Origin of the sequence: Streptococcus sp. K0074 (assembly GCF_048843365.1) — a bacterium.
Lineage (GTDB): Bacteria > Bacillota > Bacilli > Lactobacillales > Streptococcaceae > Streptococcus > Streptococcus mitis_BM.
In genome coordinates, this window is sequence record NZ_CP184836.1 from 1814846 (window position 1) to 1833035 (window position 18190).

Genomic DNA, 18190 nt, shown 5'->3' on the forward strand with positions numbered 1-18190 from the left:
GGCATAGCTATTCACAGAATATTATAACACAAAAAATCTCATCGTGCTCAGTTTTTTCCTAAATTTACCAGCCAATTTTTTAGTTTTTCTGTTCAGAAATTCATTCACTGTAAACTTTGTCAACAATCTGTCTATTCTACAAAAAAGAAAGCTCATTTCTAAGCTTTCTTTGCAATCATTTTTTCTGCTTCTTGTTCTAAAAATAGTTCCAAGATTTTCTTTGTCAAAGTAATGGCTGCTGACAAGGCCAGAGAAACAATCAAATAATTAGCTACTAAGCCGTGATCCCCAACCAATGGCGGTTTTGTCAGAAATCCGTAATTCCCACCTGTTACTAAATTGACCACAAAAATCAAGGCATTTAGTCCAAAGGTCATAAGAAAAATTCTTTTCACATCTAGCATTCTTGCATCGTACTGTCTCAAGAGATAAACTAGAGAGTTCCCCAAGAGAGCTAAGTGCCCAAAGATAAAGGACAAAATGGCAATATGCGGGAATGGATAAGGATCTGGCACTGGATAAACAAAGGCTGCTAATGTCCCAAATGTTCCTAGTAATGCAAAATACTGCCGATATTTGGACTGACCAGGAAGCAAAAGCACCACAAACATAGCCATACGGCAATGGTAAAAGGGTAAGCTTTCTGACAATGGCATATGATTAACCCCGTACCATCCATAAAGAAGGATTAACTGCACTGCCTGCAAGATTTGGAAAAATCGTTGATAAGCCTTCTTTTCACGATAACGATAGGCTGTATAAAAGGTCAAAGCCAAGAGTGTAAATATACTGACATACCAAAAAAGATCAAACTTGGGTGGTTCTGTTGCTTGTGTCGTAAAGAAAATATCCCATAAATTCATCTAGTATTCCTCATGATTCAAAATTTTCCTGCATTTTATTATACCATGCTATTTGTCAAAAATGAATTTAGAAATACGATAATCATCTTCTTAATCAAGATATTGCTCCCTCTGACCTTGATAAACCTGCCAAAGAAGCTCTATTTGCTCCTTGGTAATGCGTTTTTCAGATAAGTTCGGCAGCTGGTCAATGGCAAAAAATTGAAGGTCAGCGATTTCTTGATTTTCTTGGAATTGTCCATCAAGAAGCTTACATTCAAAAACAAACTTTGCATATTGTTTGCTCTGTAGTTGGAAACGATTGGTATCAAAAACCGCTAGCAGTCTTTCAACTTTGGCTTTAAAACCGGTTTCTTCTTCAATTTCCTTGAGAATATTTTCAGTTGGTGAATAACCGACCTCGCCAAAGCCACCTGGCAAAGCCCAATCATTCTCTCCTTGTCCCCTAACCAGACAAATCTTTTCGTCCTCAACAATCCAAGCACGGACGTCCATTAACGGAGTTGCATAAGCGGAAGTTGGCTTCAAAACTTCTGCCACTTCTTCGGCATCAAGGTCTGATGCTTGATTCAACATTTCAGATAACAGACTTCGCAAGTCTTGATAGCGCTCACGGTCGAAAGGATCTTTTGTAAAGGTTAATCCAGTATATGTAAGGGCAATCATTCTTTGAAGATACTTGGCAAAATCACTAGCATTCATTTTCTAAACTTTCTACCAGCTTAGCTAGATTCATGGAGTTAGAGCCCTTGAGCAAGATTTGATCATTAGCTCCTAGACTTTCCTTGACCTGCTTAACTAGGTCTTCAAATTGGTCTTGATCTTCTGTTTTCTTGAAGTAGTAAACGTGGCCGATTGGGAACATTTGACTGGCAAGTTGGGCCAATTCAGCAATATCTTCTCCATAGAAAATAACGGTATCCAGCACATCTGGCAAGAGGCTCAAAATCATCTGGTTATGAAGTTGAACAGACTGGTCACCAAGTTCCTTCATATCCGCCAAGACAGCGATTTTTTTGCCACCTTCATTAGCTGGAATGGCAGAGAAAGTCTCTAAAATCAGCTTCATAGCAGTTGGATTGGCATTGTAAACATCTGATAGGATATCTGCTCCATTGGCTGCTTTCTTCCACTCGGTACGGTTACGCGTCAATTCAAGTTTTTGGAAGGCCTTATGAATTTGTTCCTCAGTCACTCCTTCTTGCAAGGCAACATAGGATGCAATCATAGCATTAGTGGCATTGTACTTACCAGTCACTGGCAAATCAAGGACTTGTTCCAAGAAATTAGCCTTAAATGTCAGACTATCCTTGCGCTCAACCAAGTCTGTGATTTCCAACTCTGCCCCTTGCCCAAAACGAACCACCTTTTTATCAGTTGGCAAGTAGTCCTCTACAATCGAGTCAGCTGGCGCTAAAAGCAAGGAACCAGGTGCCATCCCGTCTGCAATTTGCATTTTTCCTTTAGCAATCTCAGAACGGTCTTTGAAAAAGGCTAAATGGGCTTCTCCAACCAAAGTCACGATGGCTGTTTTTGGACGAGCCAATTCTGACAAGAGATGAATATCTCCCAAGTGATCCTGCCCCATCTCCAAGACTAACTTTTCTGTTCCTTCAGGCATATGGAGAACTGTGTAAGGAAGACCAATCTCATTATTGTAGTTGCCTTGTGTTTTGTAAGTTTTGTAGGTTGTTGATAGCAAGTGCGCCAACATATCCTTGGTCGTTGTTTTACCATTTGAACCCGTAACCGCAAAGACATCAACAGTCGTTTTTTCAAGATAGTAGGCTGCTAGTTGCTGAAAGGCAGTCAGAACATCATCTACTAGAATATAGGGATGATTTGCAACCTCTTTCTCAGACAGGGTTGCTGCTGCACCATTTTCAAAGGCTGTTTCGATAAAGTCATGACCATCACGCGCACCCTTGAGGGGCACAAATAAATCTCCTGTCGCAATTAAGCGACTGTCAAACTCAGCTTTTTCTAACTGGGTGTCCTCAAAGATACTGACATCATTTTTAGCTCCTACAACTTGAGCCACTTCATGGATTGTTAATTTCATTTCTACTCCTTTAAAAAGGGCTGAAGTCCGAGAACTCTGATCACCTTGCAGTGATGGTTCTGGCTCCTACCCTCTCTTTTATTTTTATAGCAAATGCGCTTCGCGCTTGTCAAAGCTTTCCTTAGCAAGGTCAACCAAACGCTCGATTAGTTCTGGGTAGCTGATTCCCATATTGTCCCAAAGTAGTGGGTACATAGACCACTGGGTGAAACCTGGCATGGTATTGAGTTCATTTAGGAAGATTTCTCCCTTATCTGTATAGAAGAAATCACAACGAGATAGACCTAAACCACCAATCGCACGGAAGGCAGTTTCTGCATTTTGACGCATGACAGCTACCACATCATTACTGATTTTAGCTGGGATATCCATGGTAATCTTGTTGTCAATATACTTGGCATCATAGTCATAAAAGGCAACATCTTTGACAACTTCTCCTGGAAGGGTGCTTTTGACATCGTAGTTGCCCAGTAGACCAACCTCGATTTCACGGGCATTCACCCCTTGCTCAACCAAGACACGGCTGTCATATTGGAAGGCAAGTTCCAAAGCCTGACGGAGTTCTTCTTGATTTTCAGATTTAGAAATACCGACACTTGAACCCATATTTGATGGTTTTGTGAAGACTGGATAAGTCAATTTTTCTTCAACTTCAGCGATTTTAGAAGTCATATCATCACCTTCAACGATAGCCACATAAGGAACTTGAGCAATGCCAGCAGATTCTAACACACGCTTGGTCGTGATTTTGTCCATGGCAAGACTAGATGACAATATGTTACAACCAACATAAGGCATTTTCAAAACTTCGAGGAAGCCTTGAACAGAACCATCTTCTCCCATCGGACCGTGAAGAACTGGAAAGACAACTGCCCCTTCTTCGTAGATAGCACTTGGAGCAATTTTCTTATCCCAATCAATAGTTTCATTGGTCATGAGACGGTCCTCTTGACCTGGAGTATGGCTAAATTCCTGCGTTTTAATAAAATCACCTGACTGACTGATAAAGAAAGTCTTGACTGTGAAACGGTCATAATTGACCGCACGCATGACACTCTCAGCTGAAAGGACAGAGACTTCACGCTCTGCACTACGTCCACCGTATAAAAGAATAATCGTTTGTTTCATATTATTTGTCCTAATTCTACTAGAATACTCGCTCTTTAGTATATCATATTTGCTTGTTTTTTTAAAACTTGAACCTGATCCTACTCATCACACTATACAAAAAGAGGCCAATCGGATCGATTTTCAGCCTCCTTGATTTTTTATAAATGGATGAAGTTCGTAAATTTGCCTACACTTACAACTCTGTCCGATTTTCAATCGCTCGTAAGAGTGTGACTTCGTCCGCATACTCAATATCTGCTCCTACAGCGAGACCTCGTGCTAGGCGCGTAACCTTGATCCCAGCTGGCTTGAGCAAACGTGAAAGATACATGGAAGTTGCTTCCCCATCTGCTGTGGCATTTGTTGCTACGATTACCTCTGAAACTTCACTGTCCATAAGACGAGTCATGAGACTCTTGAGATTGATATCATCTGGACTAATACCATTCATGGGAGAAATAAGTCCATGTAAGACATGATAGAGTCCATGGTATTCTTGGATATTCTCCATGGCTGCCACATCTCGACTATCCTCGAGAACTAAAATCGTTGTCTGGTCACGACTTGGATCGGTACAGATAGAGCAAGGATCGTCATCAGTCAAACGACCACAGATGGAGCAATAGGTCAGCTCTCTCTTAGCAGAAAGGAGATTTTTTGCAAATTCATTGACATCATCATCAGACATCCCAATCGTATAAAAGGCCAGACGCGTAGCCGTCTTAATCCCGATACCTGGTAACTTAGAATAACTGTCAATCAGCTTAGCAATAGGTGTTGGATAAAGCATAAATTCCTTTCTAGTTCATTGGATGGTATTTTTGATACAGATTGATAATATCACGCGCAATGGAAGGTCCTACACCATTTGTTAGATTGGTATTATGAGGAAAGACCACTGCAACAGCGATTTGAGGATTATCAGATGGAGCATAGGCCACCGCATTGGTATTGGTTGCTTCCTGACCATCTGCCACATAGCTTTCGGCTGTACCCGTTTTTCCGCTAATGGATACCAAGGCACCATTTGAAAAGGCACGGCCAGTTGTCAACCCACTAGTCCCATGAGCAACCTGATAAAATCCTTGGTGCAAGATTGCCATATCTGATTCAGAAATATTGACCTTGTTGATTTCCTTGGTATCTATTGCTTGGATTAATTCCCCAAGGCCACCCTTATCATTATTTCCATAAATACCTTCAACAATACGAGGAGCCACACGAACACCATCATTTGCAATAGTTGCTACATACTGAGCCAACTGCATGGGCGTATAGTTATCAAACTGCCCAAAGGCATTGGTGATGTAATTAGCAAAGCTATACTCTTTGGGAACAAATCCAGTAGATTCATCTGGTAGGTCAATTCCGGTCGCAGCCCCCAAGCCATATTCGCCAAAGGTCGCACGAAGTTTTCCCATAGCTGTTTCCAAATTGCTGGTTCCAACAAACATATTTGGTTGATAGGTCTGGCCCATGATTCCAAGAGCGGTTTGAACCATGTAAGCATTAGATGAATACTCCAAGGCTTCCACAGCTGTAATAGGAAAAGATCCATATGCCAATTTATACCAAGAATAAATTGGAGCTGAACCTTGGAAAACAATAGGCTGATCTGTTAAGGTTTGGTTTCCTGATAAAACACCATTTTCCCAACCTGAGCTGATGGTAGCGGCCTTAACTACTGACCCTGGGACAAAGACATTGGTTACCGTTCCCAAGGAATCAGGCGTCAAGTCTCCCGTTTTCAGGTCATGTTTGAGTCCTGACATAGACAAAACAGCACCTGTTTTGGGGTTAAGGGCGACTGCATACACACCCTCAGAATACTTGGCTCCACCATTTCCTAGCTCGGAATTGAAATAACTTTTCAGCAAAGCATCCACGCTATCTTGGAAGGCCAAATCAATGGTCAGTTTGATATTGTTTCCCTTACTACCTTCCTCAATTGTGTCCACGCTTTCCATATTGCCATATTTATCCAGATGGATTTCTTTTACCGAGCGTTTTCCTTGTAAGGTCTCTTCATATTGCTTTTCCAAATAGGAGGTTCCAACACGGTCATTTAGAGAATAGCCTTTTTTAAGATAGGATTCTGCTTCTTCCGCTGGGAGACCAGCTTTTTCACTGGATACACTCCCTACTATAGAAGAAAGGGAAGTTTCCAAAATCTTTCGATCCCAAGAAGTAGAAATACTAATGCCAGGCATCTCCTTTGAAATAGAGGCAATAACAGCCACCTGAGAATCATTTAGAGGATCTGTCGCAATGGTTCCTGTCGCAAAGTTTCCAACAGCATTTAACTGACTAAAAAGATAGATTTCTTTCTTTTCATCCTCTGTATAGTTTAGTTGACTTGTTGGGACACTATCGACCGCATTGTTATACAGTTCTGATTCGGATAGGCGATTGCCATCTGAATCCAATCGTTTCTCACTCGGGAGAGCTTCCACTGTTTTTTTATAGATTTCAGGATCAGCCAAATAGTAATCAGCCAGCTGGCGTTCTGTCAAATTTGGCGAACTGATGCTCACATATCCCAGCAACTGACTAGCGATTTCTTTCAGATCTTTAGCAGTCATTTTATTACTACGCGTAAAGGAAACAACCTGCTTTAATGTATTTTCTACCAAAGGTTTTCCACTAGCATCATAGATTTCCCCACGAGCAGAACTGGTTGTGACCTTGGTCTGACTAGCTGAGGCTAGCTTTTTTTCATAAAAATCCTTGTTCAAAACCTGCATATAAAGCAGGCGACCAATAATGGTCATAAAGAGTAAAATGACGATTGAAAACAATAAATTAAGCCGAATCGGAATCGAATGGCTGTTAAATTTTCTCATACAAATCAGTCTCATTTCTAACTTAAAATCTTACTCTTAATTGTACCACAATTTGAGCAGAAAATTATGGAAAAGAAAGAAGCTTTTTTTCGTTTTTACAGTAAGATACGTTTTTATTTATCCATCCCTATATTATATGTTATAATGAATGTAAAAGTTCAATAATCTAGTCTTTTTCCAACACGACTCATTTAAAGGAGCCTTCCCTATGGACAAACCAGATATCGCAACTGTCATTGATTCACATTTTGAAGAAATGACAGACCTAGAGCAAGAAATCGCTCGCTATTTTTTACAAGCAGAAACGATTCAAGATGACCTTTCCTCCCAACAGGTTACTCAAAAATTACATATCTCTCAGGCTGCTCTGACCCGCTTTGCTAAAAAGTGTGGCTTTACTGGCTACCGAGAATTTATTTTCCAATACCAACATGAGGCAGAAAATCAAGCCAATCAAGTCTCCAAGCACAGTCCATTGACCAAACGAGTCCTCAGAAGTTATAGCAATATGAGGGAACAAACGCAAGACTTGATTGACGAAGTCCAACTAGAACGAATTGCCCAGCTAATCGAAGATGCTGAGCGTGTCTACTTCTTCGGAACAGGGAGTTCTGGCCTCGTAGCTCGTGAAATGAAATTACGCTTCATGCGTCTGGGTGTGGTCTGCGAGGCTTTGACCGATCAAGACGGCTTTGCTTGGACAACCAGTATTATGGATGAAAATTGTCTCGTACTTGGTTTCTCACTTTCTGGCACAACACCTTCTATTTTAGACAGTTTATTAGACGCTAAGGAGATGGGGGCAAAGACGGTACTCTTTTCAAGTGTTCCCAATAAAGATAGTCAGGTCTACACAGAGACTGTTCTTGTAGCCACCCACAGCCAGCCTTCCTATATCCAACGAATATCCGCTCAACTTCCTATGCTCTTCTTTATCGATTTGATTTATGCCTACTTTTTGGAAATCAATCGCGAAAGTAAGGAGAAAATCTTTAATAGCTACTGGGAAAATAAGAAACTCAACGGTTATCGTAAACAAAAACGTGTCAGAAAATCCTAGTTTGGCTGAGCCAAACTAGGATTTTTATTCATCACCAAACATACCTCTTAAAGATTATGAATCAGTCGTATCTTGACTTAGTCTTAAATAACTTCATGTAATCACTTTTTGAAGGGAGTAAATAAGCAAGTCTGACGGTATCCTCAACAATTGTATATAATACAATGTAATCCTTACTCAAGGTCAATCCTCTCGTTTGGTAGTGAGGATCTAATTTCTTACCAAATTTTTCATCGGCATCAAATCCAGCTTGGAGGAAAATTTCTAGACGATTAATATCTTTTCTGATACTCGCCACTTTTCGTCTCGCAGCCTCTACAGAACCGATTTCCTCTGCTATATACTGATATATTTTATCCAGACTATCAATCACTCTAGGAGAATACAAAATCCTATATTTTTTATAATCCATAGCGTGTCACGACATCCTCATCTGTCAAGTAATTTCCAGCCTCAATCTTAGCATAACTTTCTTGAACTTCTGCTTGTAATTGTCTAAACAAATACTCCTTCTCTAATTCCTCTTCACTCAGTAAATCTACTCCATTTGTTACGGCAACATTCTTTAAAAATAATCTGAGTGCTGATGAAAGAGAGAGATTTTGTTCTTTTAACACTTCCATGGCATCATTTACCAATTCTCTATTAGCTTGGAAGGTCACAATTTTATTTGAATTCGCTATAGCCATTTTATATAATTCCTTTATATATTTTTTTATTATCTCACAATTATAAAGAAAGTCAAGGGAACTTGATTAGAAAATCCTAGTTTGGCTGAGCCAAACTAGGATTGTTTTGTCTTGAAATGATAATAAGCACCCAACATCCCTGCTGTATTTTGGTGATGAGCAAATTCTAATCGTGTTTTTTCTGCTAAACTTGGTACCAAAGCCTCTTTCAAGGCTGTGCGGATCTTAGGTTTGAGGATAGCCTCTTGTCCCATAATACCACCACCGAGAATGACCAATTCTGGATTGGCAACGTAGCAAATATTTGCCAGACCTTTTCCAAGGTAATCTACCATGCGGTCAATACCAGCCATGCAGAGTTTATTGCCTTCTGTAGCTTCCTTAAAGATACGACGACCATTCCACTGGTCAACTGGATCTCCATGACCTGCTGCTACATACTCCACCAAGGCTGTTGTAGAAGCCAAATCTTGGAACTCTCCATCCTGCATATGCATATAACCGACTTCACAGGCCGAATTACTAAAACCATGGAAGACTTTCCCATCCATAATCAAGCAACCACCGATCCCTGTTCCAATGGTCAAGCAAAGGGTGACACTCGCTCCCTTACCTGAACCAGATACCGCTTCAGCAAGACCTGCACAGTTGACATCATTTTCAATTTCACAAGGAATAGTAAAGCTAGTCTCGATTTCCTTCTTGAACTGGGTTCCTGCATAATTTGGAATCTGTGGGCCAGCATAGAAAATCTCACCCTTTTCAGGATCCACCATTCCTGCAGAAGAAATAGCAACACCTGCTACTGGGCCTTTTTCTAGATAACTGGCAACGATATCTTTTGTCTTTTGTAAGATATGAGGGCCACCTTTATGCGCCTCAGTTGGCATTTCATGGGATTCAACAAGTTGGCCTTCTTGATCGATCAAACCATATTTGATGTTGGTTCCACCGATATCAATTGCAACGTAGTGTGTCATAAATACCTCCTTATGAATTAGAGGAAGCGCTCCTTGGTTTCACGAATCAAGGCTGCAGCTGCTTCTACAACTGGACGATCTTCTTCGGTTACTGGTGTCAATGGTGAACGAACAGAACCAATATTCAATCCTTCATTGATTTTCAAGACTTCCTTAATCACACCATACATATTTCCATGTGCAGAAGTGAGTTTGCCAATGATTGCGTTGATAGCATACTGCAATTCACGCGCTGTTTCCAAATCTTTATCCGCAATCAACTGATTAAGTTTCAAGAAGAGTTCTGGCATAGCACCATATGTACCACCGATACCAGCTTTAGCACCCATGAGGCGGCCACCTAAGAACTGCTCATCTGGACCATTAAAGACGATATGGTCTTCTCCACCAAGGCTCACAAAAGTTTGGATATCTTGAACTGGCATAGAAGAGTTCTTCACACCGATAACACGGGGATTCTTCAACATTTCAGTATAAAGACTTGGAGTCAGAGCAACACCTGCCAATTGAGGAATGTTGTAGATAACATAGTCTGTATTTGGAGCTGCAGAACTAATATCGTTCCAGTATTTGGCAACTGAATATTCTGGCAAGCGGAAGTAAATTGGTGGAATCGTTGCAATGGCATCTACACCCAAGCTTTCTGCATGACGAGCTAGTTCCATACTATCTTTAGTATTGTTGCAAGCAACATGGGCAATAATAGTTAATTTACCTTTGGCAACTGCCATTACTTCTTCCAAAATCAACTTGCGGTCTTCAACGCTTTGGTAAATACATTCACCAGAAGATCCATTGACATAGAGACCTTGAACACCTTTATCAATGAAGTATTGAACCAAGGCACGTGTACGCTCTGGACTTACTTCTCCTTGATCATCATAACATGCGTAAAAGGCTGGAATGACACCTTCGTATTTTTTTAAATCTGACATAGATTTTCTCCTAACTTATTTCCGAAATGAGGGGAGAAAATAAATTTTTCATCCCCTTTACCATTATGTTTATTTTACAATTTCTGACAATTTTACTTTGCGATCTTCAAACATAGATTGGGTACAAGCATCTGCAGTAGCAATTGCTTCTAGAGCTGCTTCACCTGTCAATAGTTTTGCAAATTCTTCTGAGACTGGAGCTCCTTGCATAATCTCATGTAAATAGCGCATTTCTTTGTCAATGACAGATGATAACCATAATGGAGTACGTTTACCTGGTTTACCATAAGCAATTGCTCCGTCCATCTCTGTACTATGATAGATACGAGTACGATCATCATCTTCTTCTTGCGATTCATGAATCAAGAAATAGCTTTCTTGCCCATCTAGCTTAAGAGTTCCTTTACAGTTGAATAAGTCTAGGCGGATAGCGCCTTTCGTTCCTTGGATTAAGACATAATGTTCACCCCAACGATAAGCTGAACCCCATTCTAACAAGGCAAAACGCTTATTAGAAAATTCCATATTGACAAAAATCATATCATCTTCATCACCGAAATTTTCACCTTCATGGGCTACATTTCCACCTGTCATGGTTACAGTTTCAGGCATGCCACCCATAAGGAATTGAACACAATCCAACTCATGGATGTGGTGATACAAGTGACCACCTGATTTTTCACGAATTTTTTTCCATGATACTGACGGTTGTTGTTCTTCCCAACCATTACGAGCTGTGTGACAATATAGAACGTCTCCGATGACTCCTTGATTAATGAGTTCTTTTGCATGATGGACACCATTGAAGAAGTTCATAATATGTCCTGCCATAAAGGTTACATTGTTTTCTTTACATGCATCTACCATCTCGCGACAATCTTGATAAGAAAGCGCAATTGGTTTTTCACAGAAAACATTTTTGCCATGTTGTGCAGCCTTAATAACCGGTTCCTTATGAAGATTATTTGGAGTTGCGACGATAACACAATCTACTTCATCGCTAGAAACCAACTCATCTAGGGAACTTGCTACTTTTGCTCCCAATTCTTCTGCAATAGCCTCTGCATTATCTGGATCATAGAGAAGAGTAATCTCTGCTCCATCATTCTTTTGCATATAACGAGCCAACTCAGCTCCAAAATATCCTGTTCCAACAACACCGTATTTAACCATGTTTTTTCTCCTTTATTTTGTTAAATCATTAATTTCCAAATCTATATACTGAACTACATTGCTTAAATGCAATTCATTTCTTGACCATGAATCATATTTTTCAAACAATACACCTATGTGATGATTTGGCAATTCTGTAATCGCAGAATAAGCATAACCATACGAAGGCAAATCAATGTCATAGTGGTATTTCCAATCGATACTATCATCTTCTTTATTGACTAAACCGACAACTAATTGACCTCCCTTACGGCCATTTCTAGAATTTGGTGTACTCAAAATGACTGCTTCTTTTCCATCAACTAATTGAGAGTATCTAATTGCAGATACTTGTGTACCATATGAAGTTTGTTGAATTCCATCGATATACGAAACTTCTGACCATGTTTCTCCAGAATCTCTACTAGTCATATAGGCAATCTTACCTGTAGTAGTTCTAAAGAATGTTCTAATCACACCATCTCTCATTTCAACCATTTGCGCTTCTGCTGTCGCATTCTTAAACGGAATTGAAGCTGAGGATTTCTTCCATGTTTGACCACTATCATCAGAAATGAGATAAGTTAGTTCGCCACTAGTATATGTTGCAAAAATTAATCTATTACTTGATTTTAATGCTAAACCTTGTCCGGGACATAAGTAAGTTCCATTATGTTTTTCTCCTAAGAACGGAGGCAATAACTTAAATTGTTCCCAACTCTCTCCTCTATTCTGACTAGTTGTCATTGCTATATAATTAGTAGGAGTCACTTTAAATAACGAATCTTTGTAGAAAACATTCATAGGAACCTGTTTTCCATTATGCCTTTCTCTTAAAGAGCCACTATCAAAATCAACCGAATATTGTTCAACTGTTAAAGACTTTCCTCCCTCTAAAACTTCATACTTATCATTTATAGTATAATTTGTAGATTTATTAGTTGTTTCATCATAAACGACACCATTTTCTCTGACTGTATAACGGAAATCATTATCTCCATCCTTCTTTAGTTTTAAATAATAATGACCGTTTATTTCTTTAAAACCTGAATCAGCTTTATTTGCATTATTATTTCCGATACCAGCAGGCATAACATCAGCTAATAATATCGTTTTCCCAGATTTTTTATCTTCAACAATGGATGAATCTATAAATGAAGCACTTCCACTAATTTGACTATTCTTTAATTTATTATCTCGTGGCCAGTAAACTAACTGCTCCTCATAGTCATTAAACTTCATAGCAAAAGTTGGCTCACTCCACGTTTTCCCATTATCATCACTATAAGAAGTCGCGATATTAATCTTACTTTTAGAATCATGAGTCCCACCATAACGTGCATCAATACTTGATAGAACTCTTCCACTACTTAATGTATATAATGTCGGTATTCTAAAATAGTTTGCTTGAGTAGAATCTCCTGATTGGAAAATTAACTGAAATGGATTTGACAAGGGAATAGTTGAAACTTCCTGATCACTAATTGCTTTATTAAATAGACTGATTTCATCAATACTTCCTCTTGCAAGATAATGATCCTTGCCTTCACGATTAACAGCTCCTAGTGTTGCCTTATCTATACCATTTATATTTGAAATCGGCAAAAATGTATCAACTGTTTCAGAGAACACTTCTATACCATTAACATACATTGTGTATGTCTTATCTTTAGAATCAGATACAAATACTAGTGTATTTTCAACTGCCTGTCCTTTATGCTTTCCCCATAATGAAGCTGGTCTAGAAAATAAATAATTTATTCCCTTTTGGGCGTCTCTTATTTCTACACCTATCTCACCAGAATCTCTCATGAAAATTGAAAAGTAATTATTTTTAAAGCCTGCTTTACTATTAGATAGACCAAACAAAGCTTGAAGCGAGTTTGGTTTATCTGCTTTAAATTTCATTACTACTGTCTGACTCTCTCCAGATAATTTATCTAATAACAAAGGGCTGATATCTATACTCTTATTGTTCAGTTGATATGAACCTCCTTGAAAAATAGGAGATATAGACAGTTGACCATAGTTTAATTCATTCGCATGAATCAAAGTGGGTACTCCCATTAAAAGACTAATTCCTACAACAGAAATTCCTAGTTTTGAATAAAGACCTCTCTTATTCATTTTTTCCTTCTTTCGTTTACTTCACAGATCCTTCTGATAATCCACTTGCAATCTTATTTTGGATAATAGAGAAGAAAATAATTGATGGAAGAACCACAATAACAGATGCTGCCATCATATCTCCCCAGTCTAAAATTTCTGAACCGTTAAGAGATCGAAGAGCTACTGCTACTGTCATCTTTCCTGTATTGTTAATCAAAATTAAAGCATACAAGAATTCATTCCAAGCATTGATAAATGTATAAATAGCTGTTGCTACAATACCTGGTGCTACAATCGGTAGCACAACTTTATAAAATGTAACAAATTTATTTGCACCATCAATTCTAGCTGCTTCTTCAATTCCAATTGGAACTGTTTGGAAAAATCCAACTAAGAGCCAAACTGCATATGGAACACTAAAAGATAGATAAACCATCATCAAGCCAAATAAACTATTTGTTAATCCAACTTTAGCAATGGCAATTGAATAGGGAATTGCTAACAAAATTGGTGGGAAAATGTAGGTAATGACAAGTAATCTCGACATGATTGCTCCCAATTTAGGGAAGAATCTAACAATACCATAGGCTGCCATAGCAGAAATAATAATCGCAATAACGGTTGTAGCTAAGGCAATGATTAAACTGTTTCGAATGTTATCAATAAAGTGCAAATCGTTAATAACATGAGTGAAATAATCTAATGTAAATTGTTCAGGCCAAAATCGTGTTGGATACTGAGTTAATTCCCCTTTCCCCTTGACAGAAGATATGATAATCCATACCAATGGGAAAATTGCAACGATGGTCGCACCAATCAAGAGTACATGTGAGAGAATATCTAAATAAATACCGGATTTCTTCTTCATTATTTTCTCCCCTCCTTTTCCCACTTACTGATGATAGCAAAGTAGATAAAGCAAATTGCCACCAAGAAGATAAAGAGCAATACTGTAACTGCTGAAGCACGACCCAACAATTTAGTTCCCCAACCTAGGTTGTAGGCAAAAATTGGAAGCGTCGTTGTAGCATTGGCTGGTCCACCACCTGTAATTAGGTAGATAATGTCAAAGTTATTAAAGATCCATACAGTTCTCAAAACGACTAGAAGCCCTACAACCACTTTGATATGTGGAAAGACGATAAATTTGAACACTTGCCAACTTGAAGCACCATCTATCTTAGCAGCCTCAAATTGTTCTTCTGGTACTGTTTGCAAAGCTGAAAGCACATTAACCATGATCATCGGCGCTCCAAACCAAATGTTGATAAACACCAAACATAGGAATGCCCATGTACTATCTGTCAAAAATGCAGGCGTATGTTCCATTAAACCTAATTTTACGATTAGATTAGGTAAGTAGCCATAAACCCCGTTTAGAATCCACTGCCAAGAAAAGGCAATAACGATGGTAGGAAATGCCCAAGGAACAATCAATAAGGTCCTATATAATTTCTTGAAGTGGCGTACTCTGTGAAGAGCCAAAGCCAATACAAACCCTACTAAAACTTGACCAACTAATGAGAAAACGGTCCACTTAATTGAATTAAAGAACGCATTAAAGAAGTTGGGATCTGATAGCACAGCTTTATAGTTAGCTAAACCAACAAATTTATAATTAGGCATAATCAAATGCTTATTGGTAAAGCTATAAAAAATACTCGAGAAAAACGGATAAACAAAGAGTAATCCTACGATAATCATAGCTGGCAAAACAAATATCCAGCGAGTTAAATTACGTTCTTTAACCATTCTCCTTCTCCCTTCTTTTACAAGATTGGGCTAGGGCTTTTCAGCTCACTAGCCCACCTATTTTCTAGTCTTTTACATCTACTGAGCAGCCTCAAATAAATCGTTTAATTGTTTTTCTGCTTCTTTTGCTGCTTTCATAGGATCTGTTCCATTTGAAATGATATCTTGGAACATTTGTTCAATAATGTGTTGGTTAGTCAACATACCAGCTTGTACACTTGGTCCATTTTCATAACCAATAGCAGTACCTTTTTTAACAGCTTCAGTAATCACTTCTTCAGCATGTTTAAATTTCTTACGAGTTTCATTTTCTTTATAGGCTGCAGAATCGCTAATCCCCTTAATAGTTGGCAACATACCTACTGGAGTTGAATCAAGGAATTTAACGTAGTCTTCTTCATTATAAAGTGATTCTAAGAATGCTTTAGCAACTTCTGGGTGTTTTGAATTTTTCCAAACAACCATTGGAATGTTTGAGGTTTCAATTCCTTGTTCCTTATCAGATTCTTTGATTTTTGGAATAGGATAAGCATCAATCGAATCAATCAATTGAGGACTGTTGGCATTAATTCCTCCAATATGGAAGCCAGAGTTAAAGTCAAATGCTGTTTTTCCTTGATAGAACAAGGTAGCTTGTTGAAGGACATTAAAGTTCAAAGAATCTTGAGGTGAGATTTCTTTATACATTTTAACCCAGTATTTAATACCATCTTGAGCAAGTTGACTTGTCAAATCTGCTTTAAGATCTTTTGTCAAGAGACTTCCACCACCACTACGTACGTAGAAGTTCAAGAAACGTGTTGCCATTAAGTCATTTGTTCCAAACGGAACAGACAAGCCATAAACTCCAGCTTCTTTCAATTTTTTAGAAGCTTCATAGAGTTGATCCCAAGTTTTAGGAACCTCAATATTATGCTCTTTTAACAAATCTGTTCTAACCCACATGACTTGTGCATGTGAATAAAGAGGAACAGAGTAGTAATTATCTCCGATTTTTGCTTCATTTAAGGCAGTTTCGTTAAATTTATCCTGTCCAATACGCTTGATAGAATCGTTTAGCGGAACCAAAGCATCTGAGTTGACCATTTCCATTACTTGGTTAGGAAGAGCCGTACTGATATCCGGTACATTTCCATTTGCTAAACCTGTAGTCCATTTAGTATAGAAGTCATTCCAAGAAAATGTTTCAATCTTGATTTTGGTTTTTGGATGCTTTTGCATAAAAGCATCTGCTGATTTTTGAATACTTTCCAAACGTGGTCCTTGAGTAAAGGAGTGCCACATTGTAATCTCACCAGATAATTCTGTCGGTGGTTCAGTGTCAGCTGTAGTTTCTTTCTTTCCTGAACAAGCTACCAAGGCAACGGCTGCTAGCGCAACTCCAGCTAGACATAAAAACTTTCTCATTTTTTTCATTGTTCTTCCCTTTCTACATTAAGAAATCGCAACTTTAAAGACAACTTTTTTAACAGGTTCATCATTTATACGAACCTTGGGTTGATGTAAATCTTCTGGAAAAGTGATAAGGCATTCACCAGCTCTCAAATGAACTAACTGTTCCACTTCTCCTGTGTATAATTCAATATCTTTTTCTTCATCATATTTTTGGGTAACGCTTACATTTTCTGGCGACGTAACAGCCATGGCTTCTTCGTTTTCCAAAACTAAATGAATATCCAAATATTTTTGGTGAGTTTCAAAGAAGGCTCCTGCTTGACCGTCTGCTAGATAAGTAAAGCAATTACCAAATAATCGATCACCATCGATATCAATCGGACCTTCTGTTAAATTTTCTAGTCCTGTTTTTTCTAGAAAATCTATTAATGTTGCAAAATGTGGATTTACTTTCACATAAGTTCCTAAACGACTGATTTTAGTAATAATCATACTCAATCCCCCTTTCTTTATTTTTTATTTAAGACCAGCAACAAAGCGTTCTGTAATCTCTTTTGGTCTAGTAATGGCGCCACCAACAACGATACCTCTCACTCCATATCCAAGAATTTGTTTGGCTTGTTCTGGTGTATGAATTTTCCCTTCGGCAATGACATCAACTCCTGCATCACAGAGTTTTTTGATCAATTCAAAATCTGGTCCGTCCACTTTTGGACTGTAAGATGTATAGCCTGATAAGGTTGTTCCGACAAAGTCAATCCCTGCTTCTACAGCTGCTAGTCCTTCTTCGAAGGTACTTGTGTCAGCCATCAAGAGCTGGTTAGGATATTTTTCCTTGACCTGACGGATAAACTCCTGAATCTCTAAACCATCGTAGCGTTCGCGTTTAGTACAGTCTAGAGCAATCACTTCAATATCTAGTTCTGCTAGTTCATCAACTTCTTTCATAGTGGCAGTGATGAAGGGTTCTTGAGGTAGATAATCTCGTTTGATAATCCCGATAATCGGAAGTTTTGTAACCTCCTTTATTTCTTTGATATCACGAACACTATTTGCTCGGATACCGACTGCTCCACCTTGCTCAGCCGCTTTGACCAGCAAGGGAATGACTCCTCCCGCTTCTGTATAAAGCGGTTCGTGAGGAAGGGCCTGGCAAGAAACGATGATTCCATCTTTGATTTGTGCAATCAAGGCTTCTTTAGTAATCTGTGGCATCCTCTTTCCTCCTTTTCCTTTTTTC

Annotated in this window: 18 protein-coding genes; 1 reads left to right on the forward strand and 17 read right to left on the reverse strand. The window is 38.7% G+C overall.

Going from position 1 to position 18190, the window contains the following annotated elements; all coding sequences use genetic code 11:
* Window positions 1–158: 158 nt before the first annotated feature.
* The 6 genes from ACN076_RS08875 to pbp2b all read right to left on the reverse strand — a co-directional run bounded on the left by ACN076_RS08875 (window position 159) and on the right by pbp2b (window position 6893).
* On the reverse strand, window positions 159–863 hold the full coding sequence (locus tag ACN076_RS08875; RefSeq protein WP_420789854.1) for a TIGR02206 family membrane protein: 705 nt from the start codon (window positions 861–863) through the stop codon (window positions 159–161).
* A gap of 90 nt (window positions 864–953) precedes the next feature.
* Window positions 954–1565, reverse strand: a complete 612-nt coding sequence (locus tag ACN076_RS08880; RefSeq protein WP_420789855.1) for an NUDIX hydrolase N-terminal domain-containing protein — start codon at window positions 1563–1565, stop codon at window positions 954–956.
* Window positions 1555–2925 (reverse strand): UDP-N-acetylmuramoyl-tripeptide--D-alanyl-D-alanine ligase, encoded by a 1371-nt coding sequence (locus ACN076_RS08885; protein WP_153193120.1) that lies wholly within the window; start codon window positions 2923–2925, stop codon window positions 1555–1557. The genes ACN076_RS08880 and ACN076_RS08885 overlap by 11 nt, the downstream gene beginning before the upstream one ends.
* Window positions 2926–3009: 84 nt before the next feature.
* On the reverse strand, window positions 3010–4053 hold the full coding sequence (locus ACN076_RS08890; RefSeq protein WP_420789856.1) for a D-alanine--D-alanine ligase: 1044 nt from the start codon (window positions 4051–4053) through the stop codon (window positions 3010–3012).
* 175 nt (window positions 4054–4228) lie between these two features.
* Window positions 4229–4825, reverse strand: coding sequence for a recombination mediator RecR (gene recR, locus ACN076_RS08895; protein WP_000966748.1), 597 nt, complete (start codon window positions 4823–4825; stop codon window positions 4229–4231).
* A 10-nt stretch (window positions 4826–4835) separates the two neighbouring features.
* The gene (gene pbp2b / locus ACN076_RS08900) at window positions 4836–6893 is read right to left on the reverse strand and encodes a penicillin-binding protein 2B (protein ID WP_081097309.1); all 2058 of its coding nucleotides are present in this window, start codon (window positions 6891–6893) and stop codon (window positions 4836–4838) included.
* A gap of 193 nt (window positions 6894–7086) precedes the next feature.
* On the opposite strand from pbp2b, the gene ACN076_RS08905 reads away from it, so the two are divergent.
* Complete coding sequence (locus ACN076_RS08905; protein WP_420789857.1) at window positions 7087–7938, forward strand: MurR/RpiR family transcriptional regulator; 852 nt, start codon at window positions 7087–7089, stop codon at window positions 7936–7938.
* Between the two features lie 61 nt (window positions 7939–7999).
* Here the strand turns inward: ACN076_RS08905 and ACN076_RS08910 are convergent, their stop codons facing one another.
* The 11 genes from ACN076_RS08910 to ACN076_RS08960 form a co-directional block, all read right to left on the reverse strand.
* Window positions 8000–8350: a type II toxin-antitoxin system RelE/ParE family toxin gene (locus ACN076_RS08910; RefSeq protein WP_153226343.1), complete on the reverse strand. Its 351-nt coding sequence runs from the start codon at window positions 8348–8350 to the stop codon at window positions 8000–8002.
* A complete protein-coding gene (locus ACN076_RS08915) occupies window positions 8340–8627 on the reverse strand; it encodes a hypothetical protein (protein ID WP_153226342.1) in 288 nt (95 codons plus the stop codon). Before ACN076_RS08915 ends, ACN076_RS08910 begins: the two co-directional genes overlap by 11 nt.
* Before the next feature lie 95 nt (window positions 8628–8722).
* Complete coding sequence (locus ACN076_RS08920; RefSeq protein WP_420789858.1) at window positions 8723–9607, reverse strand: ROK family protein; 885 nt, start codon at window positions 9605–9607, stop codon at window positions 8723–8725.
* Window positions 9608–9624: 17 nt separating this feature from the next.
* Entirely contained in the window at window positions 9625–10542 is a 918-nt protein-coding gene (locus tag ACN076_RS08925; RefSeq protein WP_001281499.1) for a dihydrodipicolinate synthase family protein, read from the reverse strand.
* 69 nt (window positions 10543–10611) lie between these two features.
* Window positions 10612–11715, reverse strand: a complete 1104-nt coding sequence (locus ACN076_RS08930) for a Gfo/Idh/MocA family protein (RefSeq protein WP_000241736.1) — start codon at window positions 11713–11715, stop codon at window positions 10612–10614.
* A gap of 12 nt (window positions 11716–11727) precedes the next feature.
* Complete coding sequence (nanB, locus tag ACN076_RS08935) at window positions 11728–13821, reverse strand: neuraminidase NanB (RefSeq protein ID WP_265480280.1); 2094 nt, start codon at window positions 13819–13821, stop codon at window positions 11728–11730.
* Window positions 13822–13837: 16 nt separating this feature from the next.
* Window positions 13838–14671 (reverse strand): carbohydrate ABC transporter permease, encoded by an 834-nt coding sequence (locus tag ACN076_RS08940; protein WP_000730332.1) that lies wholly within the window; start codon window positions 14669–14671, stop codon window positions 13838–13840.
* Entirely contained in the window at window positions 14671–15555 is an 885-nt protein-coding gene (locus tag ACN076_RS08945; RefSeq protein ID WP_000237988.1) for a carbohydrate ABC transporter permease, read from the reverse strand. Before ACN076_RS08945 ends, ACN076_RS08940 begins: the two co-directional genes overlap by 1 nt.
* A 78-nt stretch (window positions 15556–15633) precedes the next feature.
* On the reverse strand, window positions 15634–16971 hold the full coding sequence (locus ACN076_RS08950; protein ID WP_265480281.1) for a sugar ABC transporter substrate-binding protein: 1338 nt from the start codon (window positions 16969–16971) through the stop codon (window positions 15634–15636).
* An 18-nt stretch (window positions 16972–16989) separates the two neighbouring features.
* Window positions 16990–17442, reverse strand: coding sequence for a YhcH/YjgK/YiaL family protein (locus tag ACN076_RS08955; RefSeq protein WP_000587482.1), 453 nt, complete (start codon window positions 17440–17442; stop codon window positions 16990–16992).
* Between the two features lie 24 nt (window positions 17443–17466).
* The gene (locus tag ACN076_RS08960; protein ID WP_420789860.1) at window positions 17467–18165 is read right to left on the reverse strand and encodes an N-acetylmannosamine-6-phosphate 2-epimerase; all 699 of its coding nucleotides are present in this window, start codon (window positions 18163–18165) and stop codon (window positions 17467–17469) included.
* Window positions 18166–18190 lie beyond the last annotated feature (25 nt).